Origin of the sequence: Collinsella sp. CLA-JM-H32B (assembly GCF_040098065.1) — a bacterium.
Taxonomy (GTDB): domain Bacteria; phylum Actinomycetota; class Coriobacteriia; order Coriobacteriales; family Coriobacteriaceae; genus Collinsella.
Window position 1 is genome coordinate 20,738 of record NZ_JBBNNA010000013.1, and the last position, 16,046, is coordinate 36,783.

9 protein-coding genes are annotated in these 16,046 nt (G+C 58.1%); 5 read left to right on the forward strand and 4 right to left on the reverse strand.

Translation table 11 applies throughout. The features are described 5' to 3' along the window. Positions 1-251 precede the first annotated feature (251 nt). Together AAA138_RS07680 and AAA138_RS07685 are read right to left on the reverse strand one after the other, a co-directional pair. A complete protein-coding gene (locus AAA138_RS07680) occupies positions 252-2,780 on the reverse strand; it encodes a phosphoketolase family protein (RefSeq protein ID WP_349090292.1) in 2,529 nt (842 codons plus the stop codon). A 204-nt stretch (positions 2,781-2,984) separates the two neighbouring features. Then, positions 2,985-4,013 carry a LacI family DNA-binding transcriptional regulator gene (locus AAA138_RS07685; RefSeq protein ID WP_349090293.1) on the reverse strand — a complete coding sequence of 343 codons (1,029 nt, stop codon included), beginning with the start codon at positions 4,011-4,013 and terminating at the stop codon, positions 2,985-2,987. A 240-nt stretch (positions 4,014-4,253) separates the two neighbouring features. Here AAA138_RS07685 and murB point away from each other — a divergent pair, with 240 nt between their 5' ends. Both murB and AAA138_RS07695 read left to right on the forward strand, forming a co-directional pair. Then, a complete protein-coding gene (gene murB, locus AAA138_RS07690; protein ID WP_349090295.1) occupies positions 4,254-5,216 on the forward strand; it encodes a UDP-N-acetylmuramate dehydrogenase in 963 nt (320 codons plus the stop codon). Between the two features lie 468 nt (positions 5,217-5,684). Beyond that, complete coding sequence (locus tag AAA138_RS07695) at positions 5,685-7,364, forward strand: GLUG motif-containing protein (protein WP_349090296.1); 1,680 nt, start codon at positions 5,685-5,687, stop codon at positions 7,362-7,364. A gap of 265 nt (positions 7,365-7,629) precedes the next feature. Here AAA138_RS07695 and AAA138_RS07700 read toward each other — a convergent pair whose 3' ends face one another. Beyond that, a complete protein-coding gene (locus tag AAA138_RS07700) occupies positions 7,630-8,835 on the reverse strand; it encodes a hypothetical protein (protein WP_349090297.1) in 1,206 nt (401 codons plus the stop codon). Between the two features lie 268 nt (positions 8,836-9,103). Here AAA138_RS07700 and galE point away from each other — a divergent pair, with 268 nt between their 5' ends. The 3 genes from galE to glgP all read left to right on the forward strand — a co-directional run bounded on the left by galE (position 9,104) and on the right by glgP (position 14,289). After that, positions 9,104-10,165, forward strand: a complete 1,062-nt coding sequence (galE, locus tag AAA138_RS07705) for a UDP-glucose 4-epimerase GalE (RefSeq protein WP_117564856.1) — start codon at positions 9,104-9,106, stop codon at positions 10,163-10,165. 209 nt (positions 10,166-10,374) lie between these two features. Then, a complete protein-coding gene (gene malQ / locus AAA138_RS07710) occupies positions 10,375-11,892 on the forward strand; it encodes a 4-alpha-glucanotransferase (protein ID WP_349090298.1) in 1,518 nt (505 codons plus the stop codon). A gap of 129 nt (positions 11,893-12,021) precedes the next feature. Beyond that, positions 12,022-14,289 (forward strand): glycogen/starch/alpha-glucan family phosphorylase, encoded by a 2,268-nt coding sequence (glgP, locus tag AAA138_RS07715; RefSeq protein ID WP_349090300.1) that lies wholly within the window; start codon positions 12,022-12,024, stop codon positions 14,287-14,289. Positions 14,290-14,825: 536 nt separating this feature from the next. Here glgP and ugpC read toward each other — a convergent pair. After that, entirely contained in the window at positions 14,826-16,025 is a 1,200-nt protein-coding gene (gene ugpC, locus AAA138_RS07720; RefSeq protein WP_349090301.1) for a sn-glycerol-3-phosphate ABC transporter ATP-binding protein UgpC, read from the reverse strand. Positions 16,026-16,046 lie beyond the last annotated feature (21 nt).

Consider the following 16,046-nt stretch of genomic DNA (forward strand, 5'->3'; position numbering starts at 1 on the left):
ACTTCTCAAAACAAAGCATGCCTCCCCGGCCCCGGCAATGTAATCTTGGCTGACCATAGTTAGATGCACGGCTTCTAAGGCAGCGTAAGCAAGGTCCCCATTACATAAAAAATAATCAGCCCCCGCATATCGAAACGGTCGAGAGGGCCTGCTCCGGGCGGGTTGCCTTGTTCCGGGAAGTTCGCGAAGCCCACTTCCCGGAACAAGGCAACCCGCCCGGAGCAGGCCCCAGCGCGAGACCGTCCCGGATGCTATTCGTTGTCGCCTGCGGTCATTTGCGTTGCGGAGAGTGCGCCGTCGGCAGTAGTTGCGGCTGCGGCGTCGGGCCAGACCCAGTCGGTAAAGGCCGGGTGATCGAAGCCCTCGTCGCACGCGAACTCAAAGGCCTCGGTGCGGAAGGCTTCCCACTCATCAATCTGCTCGGCAAACTTATCGGCGTCGACCATGCGCAGCACGTCGGCGGCCAGGGCCCAGCGGTCCATGTTATTCAGGCGCAGCATGTCGAACGGCGTGGTCGTGGAGCCCTTCTCCTCGTAGCCGTGGACGCGGAAGGCGTCGTGGCCGGGGCGGTTCCAAATCAGGCGGCGAATCGTGCCGGCATAGGCGTGGAATGCAAAGAGCACGGGCTTCTTGCCGCAGCCGAACAGCTCAGCCCAGCGCTCATCGCTGATGGCTTGGTCGTTCTCGCAGACGTTCTGGATCTTGAGCAAGTCGACCACGTTGACGAACCACACCTTAATGCCCAGCTCGCGCAGCATGTCGGTTGCAGCCAGAGCCTCGAGCGTCGGCACGTCGCCGCACGTGGCGACCACGACGTCGGCCTCGGCGAGCGAGTCGGCTGTCGATGCCCACTCCCAGGTCGCGACGCCCTCGGCGAGCTCGGACTTGGCCTCGTCGACCGTCTGGAAGGTGGGGGCGGGTTGCTTGCCACAGAAGATGGCGTTGACGCAGTCGGTGGACTGGTAGACGCGCTCGGCAACGGCAAGCGCCATGTTGGCGTCGGCCGGATAGTAGGCATTCACGATATGCGTGTCGTTGGCCTTGTTGAGCAGCAGGTCGATAAAGCCGGGGTCCTGGTGCGAGAAGCCGTTGTGGTCCTGGCGCCAGACATGGCTCGACAGCAAAATGTTGAGACCACTAATGGGGGCACGCCACGGAATCTCGCGCTTGGTGGCCTCGAGCCATTTGCAGTGCTGGTTGACCATAGAATCGACCACGTGGACAAAGCTCTCGTAGGAACTCCACACACCCGAGCGGCCGGTGAGCACGTAGGCCTCGAGGAAGCCCTCGCACTGGTGCTCAGACAGCTGCTCGACGACCTTACCGGAACCGGCCAGCAGCTCGTCGTTGGCATCGTCCTCGTAGAAGCCAGCATCCCACTGCTTCTTGGTCACCTTGTAGGCAGCCTGCAGGCGGTTGGACGCGGTCTCATCGGGACCGAAGATACGGAAATCGTCCATGTTCTTGGCCAGAACGTCGGCGGTGTACTCACCAAAGACGCGGGCGGCCTCGGTGGAGCCCCAGCCGTGACCCTTACTTGCGACGGGAATCTCGTGGGCATGAATATCGGGGAGTTCGAGCTCGCGGCGCACCTTGCCGCCGTTCGCATTGGGGTTGGCGCCGATGCGCAGCTCGCCGGTCGGCATAAAGGCCGTTACCTCGGGGCGCACCTGGCCCTCGGGCGTAAAGAGTTCCTCGGGCTTGTAGGAGCGCAGCCACTCGCGCAGCACGCGGAAGTGCTCGTGGGTGTCCTTGGCACTCGCCAGCGGCACCTGATGGGCGCGCCAGGAGCCCTCGGTCTTCTTGCCATCGATCTGCTTGGGGCAGGTCCAACCCTTGGGCGTACGAAACACAATCATGGGGTAGGCCGGACGGACCACGGTCTCACCCGCGGCGGCCTGGGCCTGCGCGGTGGCCTTGATGTCGCAGATCTCATCGAAGACCTGCTCGAACAGCGCGGCAAAACGCGCGTGAATGCTTGCGTGGCTCTCGTCGTCAAAGCCGGCGACAAAGAAGTGCGGCTTATAGCCCATTCCCTCAAAGAACTTGGTGAGCTCTTCGTCGGACACGCGGGCAAGGATGGTGGGGTTGGCGATCTTGTAGCCGTTGAGGTGCAGGATCGGCAGGACGATACCGTCGGTTGCCGGGTTCACGAGCTTGTTGGACTGCCAAGAGGTCGCGAGCGGACCGGTCTCGGACTCGCCGTCGCCCACCACGGCCACGGCCAGCAGGCTCGGGTTGTCCATGACGGCGCCGTAGGCATGGCTGAGCGTGTAGCCGAGCTCGCCGCCCTCATGGATGGAGCCGGGCGTCTCGGGCGCAAAGTGGCTCGGGATGCCGCCGGGGTAGGAGAACTGGCGGAAGAACTTCTGCAGGCCGGCCTCATCATTGGTGATGTCGGGGCGAATCTCACGGTAGGTGCCATCGAGCAGCGACTGGGCGGTGCCGGCGGGGCCACCATGGCCCGGGCCCATCAAGAAAATGGCGTTCTGGTTGTGGTCGGCAATAAGGCGGTTGACGTGGCCGAACAGGAAGTTGATGCCGGGCGTGGTGCCCCAGTGACCGACCAGGCGGTGCTTAACGTCCGGGCGACCAAAGTCGCGCACCTCACCGGTTTTCTCGTCGACAAAGTCAGGGCGCATGAGCGGGTTAGAGCGAAGGTAGATCTGACCGACGGACAGATAGTTCGATGCGCGCCAATACAGGTCGACGCCCTCGAGCTCGGAAGCCGGTACCTCGTGGCCCAGCTTTTGCCACGGCGTCCCCAGTGTTTTAGCCATTGTTTATGTCCCTTCGCTGTGCGGTCGCCTTCCAATACGGCAACCATTCGTTGGGACTAGTATATTTGCTAAAACGTTTTATCATGTTGAAAAAACGTTTTAGCATCCTGATTTGCCATCTGGAAAGGCAAAAGCAGACATTCACCTGCGGCATTGCCTGTCACAGGTGTTCCACATTCAGTCTCTGCAAATTGATAAACGTGTTTAGTTGTGTTTAGTAAGCTCGAGCACGCTGCCCTTCACGATAAGCGCCGGCTCCAGAACGACCTCTTCGGCACGTCTACCGCCCCTACCGGCAAGACGCTTGGACATGCAGCCAAAAGCATGCTCCGCAAGGACACCAGGATCCTGCTCAATCGCGGTCAGCGCCGGCTCAAAGAGAACGTCGGCCGCCGAGTTGTCATAGCTTACGACCGAGATATCGCTCGGAATGCTCTTCCCCATCTCGTGCAAGCGCTTGAGCAGACCGAGGGCAATGTTGTCCGAGCTTGCGAACACGGCGGTGGCGTCAGTTGCGAGCACCGCCTCCGAGGCCTCGTATGCGCTCGGAATGTAGTACTCGCTCTCAAACTCCAAACGCGCGTCAATAGGCAGGCCAACCTCGCGCAGCGCACGCTCGTAGCCGGCAAGACGTTTACGACCCGTATTGGAACGGCGCGCATTAACCAAGCAGGCAATGCGACGGTGGCCCTGCTCGATTAGATAGCGGGTTGCCATGTAGCCACCCATCTCGTGATCGAACATCACCTTGTCGCACTCGAGTCCCTCAATGGCACGGTCAACCATCACGGCCGGAATGGGGAGATGACTGACTTCTTCGCGCAGGGCGCGGTCGTCCGAGAACTCGTCGCCCACGACCAAGAACACACCGTCGACGCCGCGCGTCACCAGCTGGCGCAGCAGCTCCAGATCGTCCTCGGCGCTTCCGCCCGAGCTGGTAATAAAGAGCGCGTAGCCGTCCTCGCGGCAGCGCTTTTCCAAGCTGCCGGCGAGCGAGGCAAAAAAGCGGCTCTCGATGTTAGGGACGATAAGGCCCAGTGTGCGCGACTCGCGCATGACCAGGCTACGCGCAATCTGGTTAGGAACATAATGGTTGCGCGCCGCGACCTCTTTGATGAGCTTGCGGTTTTCTTCCGAGATTCGACAGGGCCGGTTGTTAAGGACAAGCGAGACCGACGAGGGGGAAAGCCCCACCTCCTGGGCAATCTGCTTGAGAGTAACTTTGTTGCCCATCTCGCTCCTTCCGAGTATTCGCGCAATCTCTTGAAAGTATAGCGACCGTCCCTCTACCTTGATGATAAACACTTTACCAATCCGGTAGACGGCTGTTTTATCGCCGCGATTGGCGCAAAGCAACCTGACCCCTTTGCGCCATGCGATGCATTGGGGTCAGGTTGCTTTGCACCAAATCCATCCGGGTGGGGTATATTGCATTCGATTAATGAAAACGACCACCATAAGGCGGATATTCGTATGCACGAGAATGACTTTTTCAACGAGGACCTGCTCTGCGCGCTCGCCGGAGTTGCCGGCGAGGACAACGTGCTCATGAGCGAGCCCATGCGCGAGCACACCACGTTTAAGATCGGCGGCCCGGCCGATGTCTTTGTCACGCCCGATACCGAGCAGGGCCTCGTCGCCACGCTTGACACCTGCTACCGCTGCGATCTGCCGCTCACCATCGTGGGCAACGGCTCCGACTTACTCGTCGGTGACAAGGGCATCCGCGGTGTCGTCGTGGCACTGGGCGAAGGCCTCTCTAACATCACCGTCGACGGCACGCATGTTACGGCAGCAGCCGGCGCCCTGCTTTCCGATGTCGCCGCGGCTGCCGCCGAAGCCCACCTCACCGGCATGGAGCCCCTCTCGGGCATCCCCGGATCGGTCGGCGGCGCCTGCTACATGAACGCCGGCGCCTACGGTGCCTGCATGGCCGATGTTTTGGAGTCCGTGCGCGTCTATAAGCCCGCCCGCGCGCTCGACGACGGCACCCGCGGCAGCGGCAATATCATTGAGTTCGATGCCGACGAGCTTAACCTGGGCTATCGCAAGAGCCGCATCGCCGACGACGGCTTTATCGTGCTCTCTGCCACCTTTAACCTCGCCCCGGGCAACGCCGCGATGATCAAGGCCGACATGGACGACTACCGCCAACGCCGTGAGGACAAGCAGCCGCTCGACATGCCGAGCGCCGGCTCCACCTTCAAGCGCCCCGAGGGCCACTTTGCTGGCAAGCTCATCATGGACGCCGGCCTGCGCGGCCACGCTATCGGCGGCGCCCAAGTGAGCGAGAAGCACTGCGGCTTCATCGTCAACGCCAACCACGCCACCGCCGCCGACGTCGACGAACTCATCCGCCACATCCAAGCAACCGTCAAAGACCAATTCGGAGTAGACCTACAACCCGAAGTCCACCGAATCGGAGAATTCCTCTAAAAAGAAGGCCCCGAAAGGGAGAGGCTTCGTAAAGAAGTCCTCTCCCTTTCGGCTTTTGTGATTCTCCACTTATGATTGAATTGGTAGGTAAAATCATAAGTGGAGAATCACAAGAGGGAAGGAGGGCTTGGCTATGGCGAATGGAAATGCAGCGCCTATTCTCGGCTCGGCTCGGCTCGGCTCGGCTCGGCTCGGCTCGGCTCGGCTCGGCTCGGCGGGAGCATAGCGCCGCTTTTTCAGCGTTTCAAGTCTTATTTCATACAATTAATAACGATCCAGTTGCCGAAGACAGGGCGCATTATGCCTTGGCTTCGGCTTTTTGCGTTTTCCGGAAGGATGGTGGTTTGATATTGAAGTCCTAACTACGACCGGCAAATCAATCTTTTCCGGTCAAGCCTTCTATCTTCTCCGGCATGTCCGCTGTAGGAGGAAGTAAGTAGCGGATTGAATTATTTTGGAGGAATGAAAATGAAGAAGAAGCTTCTAGGCGTTCTGCTTGCGTTGTGTCTCGCGATGGCACTTGTTCCGATGACAGCTTTTGCAGAAGAGAACGCTCAAAGCAGTAAAACATCAATCACAACAGTAGATGAGCTTTTGCAATTTGCAAAAGCTGTGGACAATGGCGAATACGACGATAAAACAGATGCGGTTGTATCTCTTGATGCAGATTTGGATTTAACCGGTATTGCGTGGACACCAATTGGTAGCACATTTGATGCTGATGGAAATCTGTTGCATTACTTCAGCGGCAAATTTTACGGAAACGGGCATACGATTTCTAATTTAGATTTTTCCGAAAACTATGGAAAGACAGAATATCCGTCCTTCGGATTATTCAGTGAGGTTTACGGCGCTGAAATTTCCGGTTTGACAATTCAAGGCAAGCTGGATGTATCCAATTCGGGGTATGTCTATTTTGGAACGATAGCGGGTGTTGCAGCAGACAGCAAAATTTCTGACTGCGTTTCAGATGTGTCGTTCACGGATACAGACAAATATATTAACGGTACTGCGGCTATGTGCGGATATGCAATAAATAGCACGATTGAGTACTGCCAAAACATGGGGAATTTTTCAATAACGAAGGATGTCAGCTCTTTCCAGATGGGCGGTATCGTAGGCGTTGCTCAAAACAGTACCGTACAGTATTGTGCTAATGTGGGCGAGATGACCTCTTGGACGCCCTGTACCGGCGGAATCGTTGGGCAGCTGTATCAAGCTTCAAAGATTATCAATTGTTATTCCACAGGGAAAATGGTTCCTCTTGGCAACGGAACCACAGATTTCGGCGGCATCGCAGGGACAGTTGGTGCAGGTACAGAAATCAAACATTGTTATTTCGCTGGTGAAATGAATCTATCTCAATATACTGCCACTACGCCTTATAAGCGTTTGGGCGGCATTGCAGGCGGTGTTTCTTCTGATACACCTGCTTTTGAAAACAATTATTTCGTGGGAACTGAGAATGTCCCGGCTTGCTTTAAGTACCAGAATGCTGGAACAGAAAAGACCCTTGACTCCATGAAAACGGAAGATTTCTTTAATGAAATCACTGCTGCTGGTGGCAATTATCGATTTAACCCAAATGGCACACCTATTCTGCCAGCACCGAAATATGCAGTTTCTTTTGTTGTAACACCTGCTGAACTGACAAATGTAACCATCAAAGTGAACGGTCAGGTAGTAACAAACCCCGCCAATTTGGAGGCAGGTACTTATCAAGCCGAAGTCAGCACAGATAATTGCGAGGTTTTCAATTCCAATATTACGATTACGGCTGATACAGCAACTCATACGCAAACCATTGCAATGACTTATTTGCCTGCCGACTACACCAAAGTCGATGCAGCCATTGCCAAAGCAAATACCCTGAACAAAGATGAATACAAAGACTTCACTGCGGTAGAAGCTGCCGTCAAAGCTGTTGTCCGTGACAAGAACATCACTGAACAGAGCGAAGTTGATGCAATGGCAAAGGCTATCGAAGATGCGATTGCTGCTCTTGAGAAAAAACCCGCCAGCACCAAAGAGAAAAACCTGCCAGCACTAAACCGGGAACAACCGATGAGCTTCCGAAGGCTGGCGATAGAAACAGCCTTGCTTTGTGGATCGCCCTGTTGTTCGTCAGCGGCGGTACAGCAATCCTAACAACCGTTTACGGCGGAAAGAAAAAGCGCAGCGCAAAGTAAAACTTGGTATTTAGCCCAAGGGGCCGTCGCTTTCCTATATTCAGACAACCAGTCCGGTGTGCAGCGCCCCGAACCCGAGAGGGCCGCGTGCCCGCCCGCAATATATTTGATTGATCGCGAGTTCCGCACGCAAAGAAGGCCACTTAATGTGGCCTTCTTCTTGCGCAGGACTGCCCGAGCAGGCAATCAAATATATTGCGGGCGGGCACGCGGCCCAGTCGGCTTTACGACAGCGCAATACCGCCGAGCCAGCCCCAGCGCACGCCAGAGCCAGTGCCGTAGAACCCAATGAACGAGTCAAGCGACTTAGACGTGATGGCGCCCTCGTTGCTCATAACGATGCCGCCGCCAACATAGATGCCCACGTGTCCGTACAGCAGACCCGGCGTACCGGTGCCACTGTGCGACGAGTCGGCCACGATCATGCCCACCTGCAGCGCCGAACGATCGGAGCTGTAGCACCAGGCGTTAAACATGTCGCACGCGTTGCCGCCAAAGTAGCCCACGCCGGCGTTGCGGAACACGTTGGTAACCCAGGCGGCGCACCAGTTCAGGCCAGGCGAAGGCGTGGAGTAGCATGCATTGACGACGGCCTGCTGCTTGCCCGAGCCGGCATTCTGCTGCGGGGTGCCGCCGGCATACGAGCCGCCACCCGAGCTTGAACCACCCGAATAGGAATTGTTCTTGTTTGCGGCAGCCGCGGCAGCGGCAGCCTTCTTGGCAGCTTCCTCGGCCTGAGCGGCAGCGAGAATCTCGGAATCGCGCTGGGCCATGAGCTCCTTAACATCATCGGAAAGGCCGTTCAGAACCGTCTGGACCTCCTGCTGCTTGGCCTGCATGTCCTGCATCTGAGCAGTCTGCTGGTCCTTGAGCTTCTCCAGGTCGGCCTTCTGCGACTCGAGCTCGGACTTCTGCGTATCGAGCTCTTTCTGGATGGTCTGGATATCCTCGATGGCGTCACGGTCGCTCTTGTTGATCTTCTCGACGTAATGCGCGTTGGCGACGAGCTCCTCAAACGAACCAGAAGCGAGCAGCAACGACAAGATGTTGGTGCCGCCCGACTTATAGCTGGCGGCAACGCGATCGGAAAGATCGCTGCGCTTCTCTTTGAGCTCGGCCTTCTTGGTGTCGATCTGAGCCTGCGTCTCGTCAATCTGGCCCTGTACGCCCTCGATATCGCTGAGGGTCTGGGCATTCTTGTTGGCGAGCGTCGCGTACTCATTAGCGATGCTGTCGAGCTGGGCCTGGACCTCGTCGAGCTGGGCCTGGGCGGCATTCAGTTTGTCGGTGGTTTCTTGGCTGGCCTCAGCCGCATGGGCGCGGGCGGGCAGGCCAAAAAGAACAGCCGCGGAAGCAGCACCGAAAAGAGCCTTAAGGGCAGTGCGGCGCGAAAGCTCCTGCGTAAAGATGGAATCGTTGTTTGGTGACATATGTACTCCGTTACATGCTTATTTATATGTCGCTCAACTCAAACATATTAACGCACATCGCGCTTGTCCCAACTATTTCCACGAACGGCTGGAAAAGCATGGTCAGCGGCTCGCAAATACGTCCCACACCAAAGGTAAGGATTATGCAAATAACACCCTATGAGTACGTTAACATCAATCCTCTGGTTTTCCTGCCCCGCGTGTTTTGGGCGCCCCCAGCTGCGCTATACTCCCCTCAAGAAGTGTTCCTGATTCGATAGGAGACTACATGTCCAAAGCACTCGACCCCAAAGACACCTGCGTCCTCGTTACCGGCGGCGCCGGCTTTATCGGCTCGCACACCGTCGTTCAGCTGCTCGAGGGTGGCTACCAGGTTGTCGTCGTCGATGACCTCTCCAACTCCAGCGCCGTTGCCATCGACCGCGTCAAGACCATCGTGGGCGACGAGGCCGCCAAGAACCTCACCTTCTACGAGGCCAACGTGCTCGACCGCGATGCGATGAACAAGATCTTCGATACCCACCAGATTGACCGCGTCATCCACTTCGCCGGCTTTAAGGCCGTTGGCGAGTCGGTGAGCAAGCCCGTCGAGTACTACCACAACAATATCGAGAACACCCTGGTGCTCATCGATGTCATGCGCAACCACGGTTGTAAGTCCATCATCTTCTCGAGCTCTTCGACCGTCTACGGCGATCCGGACAATCCGCCCGTCACCGAAGAGGACCCCAAGAAGCCCGCGACCAACCCCTATGGTTGGACCAAGTGGATGATTGAGCAGATCCTCATGGACGTCCACACCGCCGACCCCGAGTGGGACGTCGTGCTGCTCCGTTACTTCAATCCCATCGGCGCCCATCCGTCGGGCCTGATCGGCGAGGATCCCAAGGGTATCCCCAACAACCTGGTGCCTTACGTCGCCCAGGTCGCCGTCGGTAAGCTCGAGGCCGTTCAGGTCTTTGGCAACGATTACCCCACCCCCGACGGCACCGGTGTTCGCGACTACATCCACGTGTGCGACCTGGCATCTGGTCACGTTGCCGCCCTTAACTGGATGAACGGCAAAACCGGCGTCGAGATCTTTAACCTGGGCACCGGCACCGGCACCTCGGTACTCGAGGTCGTCGCCGCCTTCTCCAAAGCTTGCGGCAAGGAGCTGCCCTATGTGATCCGCGAGCGCCGTGCCGGCGACATCGCCGCCAACTGGTGCGATGCCTCCAAGGCCGAACGCATGATGGGTTGGAAGGCCCAGTACGACATCGCGGATATGTGCCGTGACAGCTGGAATTGGCAGAGCCACAACCCCAACGGCTTCGCCGACGCCGAGTAGCAAAAACCTACATACCGTTCTTGCCCCGATCTCACGATGTGAGACCGGGGCTTTTTTCATGGCGCGTAACCATTTACCGAAAATGGGCCAACTTTTTTATCTTGCCCGTACATGTTTAAACAACATGTTCTACAATAGATGTATCGAATCAGAACACCGGGGGCGGACTGCTCTTCCATCGGCAGGCTGACCCCACAACAAGAAGGTTGGTGAGCGCATTCATGGAGCGTGCAAGCGGCGTCCTCATGCCCATCTCGTCTCTGCCCGGACCGTACGGAATCGGCGGCTTTGGCTGGAATGCCTACGACTTTGTCGATTTTCTTGCCTCGTGCAAACAACATTACTGGCAGATTCTGCCCCTTACGACGACGAGCTATGGCGACTCGCCCTATCAGTCGTTCTCGGCCCGTGCGGGCAATCCCAACTTCATTGACTTTGCCGAACTCATCGAGGCCGGCTATCTGGAGCAGCGCGATATCGACGGCGTGTACCTGGGCTCCGACCCCAGCAATGTCGACTATGGTGCCATCTTTGGTGGCCGTCGTCAGATTCTCGACCGCGCCGCCGAGCGCTTTGCCGCCGACAAGCCGGCCGACTTCGACGGCTTTATCCAAACCAACGAAGACTGGCTCATCCCCTACTGCGAGTTCATGACCGTCAAGGAGGAGTGCGGTCTCAAGGCATTTTGGGAGTGGCCCGCAGAGCTCCGTACCCGCGGTGAGGCTTCTGCCAAGGTCTGCGCCGCCCATCCCGCGCGCATGCTCTACCACCAGATGACGCAGTACTTCTTCGATCGTCAGTGGAGCCGCCTCAAGGCCTATGCCAACGAGCGCGACATCCTCATCATCGGCGACCTGCCTATCTATGTCTCGCGCGACTCCGTTGAGATGTGGGCCACGCCCGAGCTCTTTAAGATCGACGCCGCCGGTAATCCTGTGAGTGTCGCTGGCACGCCGCCCGACCGGTTCTCTGCCACCGGCCAGTACTGGGGCAATCCCATCTATGACTGGGACGCCATGGAGGCCGACGGTTTCTCCTGGTGGGAGGGCCGCATCCGCGCCGCCCTCGACATGTACGATGTCATCCGCCTGGATCACTTCCGCGGCTTCGAGGCCTATTGGGAGGTACCGTTCTCCTCACCCGATTCGTCCTACGGCTCGTGGACACAGGGCCCCGGCCTCAAGTTCTTCAAGACGCTCGAGGAAAAGCTCGGCACGCTGCCCATCATCGCCGAAGACCTGGGCTTCCTCACCCCCGGCGTCATCGACATGCGCGACACCTCGGGCTTCCCCGGCATGAAGATCTTGCAATTCGCCTTTGAGGGCACCAACTCGTACTACCTGCCGCACAACTACATTGCCAACACCGTCGCCTATGTGGGCACGCACGACAACGAGACGGCGCGCGGTTGGTTTGAGGGAACGGCCACCCCGCGTCAGCGCGAGCAGGCGGCCCTGTACACCCACCAGCAGACAGGCGAGCCCATGGCCGATGCACTCAACCGCACCATCGCCGCCAGCGTGAGCGATACCTGCATCTACACCATGCAAGACCTGCTCAACCTGGGCAACGAGGCACGCATAAACACCCCCGCTACCCTGGGCGGCAACTGGACTTGGCGCATGCTCGATGGTGCCATCACCCGCGAGCTCGAGCACAAGCTTACCGACTGGACCGAAACCTACTTCCGCATCCCGTCGGAAGCCGAAATCGAGCTTCCCCAATAGAAGCCACCGCGCCCGACCCCACCCCACCGTGCGGACGTGACCGCTTTTCCCGCGCGAGGCCACCCCAATCCCCTCGCGCGGGCTTCTTTTGAATTTCTGACATGTCGTCAACTCACCACAGGAGGAAGCATGCCCCGTATCAATCTTGCTGATCTTGCCGAGCAGTCTTTTGGAACTTCGCCCGAGCAACTCGATGACCGCCGCATTTACAAACTGCTGGTCAAGCTCGTGCAGGAGCGCTCCGCCGCCTGTCCGCTCAACAACGGCAAGAAAAAGCTCTACTACATCTCTGCCGAGTTTTTGATCGGCAAGCTGCTCATCAACAACATGATCGACCTCGGCATCTATGACGAGGTTAAGGACCAGCTCACCGCCGCCGGCCACGACCTCAATAAGGTCGAGGAGTTTGAAGTCGAGCCTTCGCTCGGCAACGGTGGCCTGGGCCGTCTGGCCGCATGCTTCTTGGATTCCATCGCAACGTTGGGCCTTACCGGCGACGGCGTGGGCCTCAACTACCATTACGGCCTGTTCCGCCAACGCTTTGTCGACAATCAGCAGAAGGCCGTCCCCGACGAGTGGCTCAGCGAGCAGGACATCCTGATCGATGACGACCGCTCCTACACCGTCGAGTTCGGCGACTTTGCCGTTACCTCCAAGCTCGTCAACATCGATGTGCCCGGTTACGGCCAGCCCACCAAGAACCGCCTGCGTCTGTTCGATTTGGCAAGCGTCGATGACGGCCTGGTCCCCGGCAGCTCCATCGACTTCGACAAGACCGAGATCGCCAAGAACCTCACCTTGTTCCTCTATCCGGATGATTCCGATGAGCAGGGCCGTCTTCTTCGCATCTACCAGGAGTACTTCATGGTGAGCAACGCCGCCCAGCTCCTGATTGACGAGGCCGTCGAGCGCGGCAGCAACTTGCACGACCTGGCCGACTACGCCGTGGTCCAGATCAACGATACGCACCCCACCATGGTCATTCCCGAGCTCATCCGCCTGCTCACCACCGAGCACGACATCGAGTTTGACGAGGCCGTTGCCATCGTGCGCTCCATGGTCGCCTACACCAACCACACGATTCTTGCCGAGGCGCTCGAGAAGTGGCCGCTCACCAGTCTGCAGAAGGTCTCGCCCGCCATCGCCGACATTATCGTCAAGCTCGATGAGATCGCGAAGGCCGAGCACGACGACCCGCGCGTCGCCATCATCGACGAGCACGACACCGTACACATGGCCCACATGGACATCCACTTTGGCTTCTCCATCAACGGCGTCGCCGCACTCCACACCAAGATCCTGGAGGACACCGAGCTTCACCCGTTCTACGAAATCTATCCCGAGAAGTTCTCCAACAAGACCAACGGCATCACCTTCCGCCGCTGGATCCAGGGAGCCAACCCCGCGCTCGCCAACCTGCTCGACGATGTGATCGGCACCGACTGGCGCAGCACCGGCGATCTGAGCAAACTCGCCAAGTTCGCCGACGACAAAGATGTTCTTGAGCGCCTGGCTGCCACCAAGACCGAGGCCAAGGCCATCATGCGCCAGTTCATGGCGCTCGAGCAGGGTGTGACCATTCCCTCCAACGCCATCATCGATGTTCAGGTCAAGCGTATCCACGAGTACAAGCGCCAGCAGATGCTCGCGCTCTACATCATCTGGAAGTATCTCGACATCAAAAACGGCAATAAGCCTAAGCACCCCGTCACCATCATCTTTGGCGGCAAGGCAGCGCCTGCCTATACCATCGCTCAGGACATCATCCACCTAATCCTGACGCTGTCCCAGTGGATAGCCAACGACCCCGACGTGGCCCCCTACCTGCAGGTCGTCATGATCGAGAACTACAACGTCACCGCCGCCGAGCGCGTAATCCCCGCCGCCGACATCTCCGAGCAGATCAGTCTGGCCTCCAAGGAGGCGAGCGGCACTTCCAACATGAAGTTCATGCTCAACGGCGCTTTGACCCTGTGCACGCTCGACGGTGCCAACGTGGAGATTGCTGAGCTCGTGGGCGACGAGAACATCTATACCTTTGGCGCCTCGTCCAAACAGGTCGAGCAGCTCTACGCCGACGGCACCTACAACGCCGGCGCGCTCTACCGCAAGCCCGGCATTAAACTGCTGGTGGACTTCATCACCAACCCGGCCTTTATGGCGACCGGCAACGCCGAGCGCCTGCAGCGTCTGCGCGATGACATCAAGGGCAAGGACTGGTTTATGGCCCTGCTCGATATTGAAGAGTACATCCAGACCAAGGAGCGCGTGCTGGCCGACTACGAGGACCAGGATGCCTGGATGCGCAAGGCGCTGATCAACATCGCCAACGCCGGCACCTTCTCGTCCGACCGTACGATCTCCCAGTACAACGACGAGATTTGGCACCTGGACTAACCCATTCCCCTTACCATCCTCTTGAGGAACGGAGTCGTGGCAACACGGCTCCGTTTTTTGTGCCCGTGCGTTGCCCCTGTGAACCGCCTCGACTAAATCGTCTCAATCTGTAACACCTATTCGGCCAAAACGGTCCTACCTGCTACAGATCAAGACAAACCGGTTCTTTCCCTAGGGTTTATCTCAATCTGTAACATCTAACGTCCGAAATCCGCCCTTACTGTTACAAATCGAGACAAATGGATAAGCCGGCTAAAACAATCTCGTTCTGTAACAGGTAACTACCGAAATCAGTCCTTCGTGTTACAGATCGAGACGGAAGGACAGGCGGCTCAACTCAATCTCGTTCTGTAACATCTAAAGCCAATTCGATCCTCTACTTGTTACAAATCGAGACAAACGACCGACCAGACAACCCCGTCATAAAGAAAGGCTCCCCTCTCGCCCAGTGGACGGGAGGGGAGTCTTATATGTGACCGCGGCAAAAGGATGGCAATACCGCAGTCGCCCAAAGGGAGGGCCTGGATGCACCGGGCCTAGATAAGGTTCTTGCCAGACACCTTATCGAAGAGATGGGTCGCGTTCTTCTCGAACTTGAACCAGATGGAGTCGCCCGCCTTGAGCGCACCCTTGGCCTCAAGGTCGACAACGGGAATGATCAGGACGAACTGGCCATCGGGAGCGGTCACGTGAACGTGCTCGGTCGAACCCATGAGCTCGGTCACCTCGACGGTGCCCTGGAGCGCACCCTCCTCGCCCTTGTCGGCAAGCAGAATCTGCTCGGGGCGCACGCCGGCCGTAATCTCCTTCACGTCGCCGTCGTCCCAGTTGAGAGCAAGCTGAGCGCAGGTCTCGGGGGCGAGCGTCACGTTCATATCCTCGGTCTTGACGGTGAAGCCGTTGCCCGAGCGCACCAGCTGGGCATCGAAGAAGTTCATCTGCGGCACGCCGATAAAGCCGGCAACGAAGATGTTCGCGGGATGGTTGAAGACCTCCTGCGGCGTGGCAATCTGCTGGACGACGCCGTCCTTCATGACCACGATACGATCGCCGAGGGTCATGGCCTCGGTCTGGTCGTGGGTGACGTAGATGAACGTGCCCTTGATCTCGTGGCGCAGCTTGATGAGCTCGGCGCGCATCTGGTTACGGAGCTTGGCGTCCAGGTTGGACAGCGGCTCGTCCATCAGGAAGACCTTGGGGTCACGCACGATGGCGCGGCCGATGGCGACGCGCTGACGCTGACCGCCGGAGAGCGCCTTGGGCTTACGGTCGAGATACTCGGTAATACCCAGGATCTCGGCAGCGGAGCGAACCTTGCGGTCGATCTCGTCCTTGGGGACCTTCTTGAGCTCAAGCGTAAACGCCATGTTCTCGTACACCGTCATGTTGGGGTACAGAGCATAGCTCTGGAACACCATGGCGATGTCGCGGTCCTTGGGCGCCACGTCGTTGACGCGCTTGCCGTCGATGAACACGTCACCCGAGGTGATGTCCTCCAGGCCAGCAACCATGCGCATCGTCGTGGACTTACCGCAGCCAGACGGGCCAACGAGGACGACGAACTCCTGGTCGTGAACGGTGAGGTTAAAGTCCTCAACAGCGAGCACGCCATCCTCGGTAACCTTGAGGTTGTGCTTCTTCTCCTCGGTCTTCTTCTTTTTGCCAAAGAAGCCCTTCTTTTTGGACTCGGTGTTGGGATACACCTTCTGAACATGTTTGAGAACGATCTCGGCCATGTCTTTACCTTTCGATACGCG

Excerpts from the sequence above, each read along its gene's own strand:
- ugpC (WP_349090301.1), bottom strand. The coding sequence starts at position 16,025 with ATGGCCGAGATCGTTCTCAAACATGTTCAGAAGGTGTATCCCAACACC.
- AAA138_RS07685 (WP_349090293.1), bottom strand. The coding sequence starts at position 4,013 with ATGGGCAACAAAGTTACTCTCAAGCAGATTGCCCAGGAGGTGGGGCTT.
- AAA138_RS07700 (WP_349090297.1), bottom strand. The coding sequence starts at position 8,835 with ATGTCACCAAACAACGATTCCATCTTTACGCAGGAGCTTTCGCGCCGC.
- glgP (WP_349090300.1), top strand. The coding sequence starts at position 12,022 with ATGCCCCGTATCAATCTTGCTGATCTTGCCGAGCAGTCTTTTGGAACT.
- AAA138_RS07680 (WP_349090292.1), bottom strand. The coding sequence starts at position 2,780 with ATGGCTAAAACACTGGGGACGCCGTGGCAAAAGCTGGGCCACGAGGTA.
- murB (WP_349090295.1), top strand. The coding sequence starts at position 4,254 with ATGCACGAGAATGACTTTTTCAACGAGGACCTGCTCTGCGCGCTCGCC.
- AAA138_RS07695 (WP_349090296.1), top strand. The coding sequence starts at position 5,685 with ATGAAGAAGAAGCTTCTAGGCGTTCTGCTTGCGTTGTGTCTCGCGATG.
- galE (WP_117564856.1), top strand. The coding sequence starts at position 9,104 with ATGTCCAAAGCACTCGACCCCAAAGACACCTGCGTCCTCGTTACCGGC.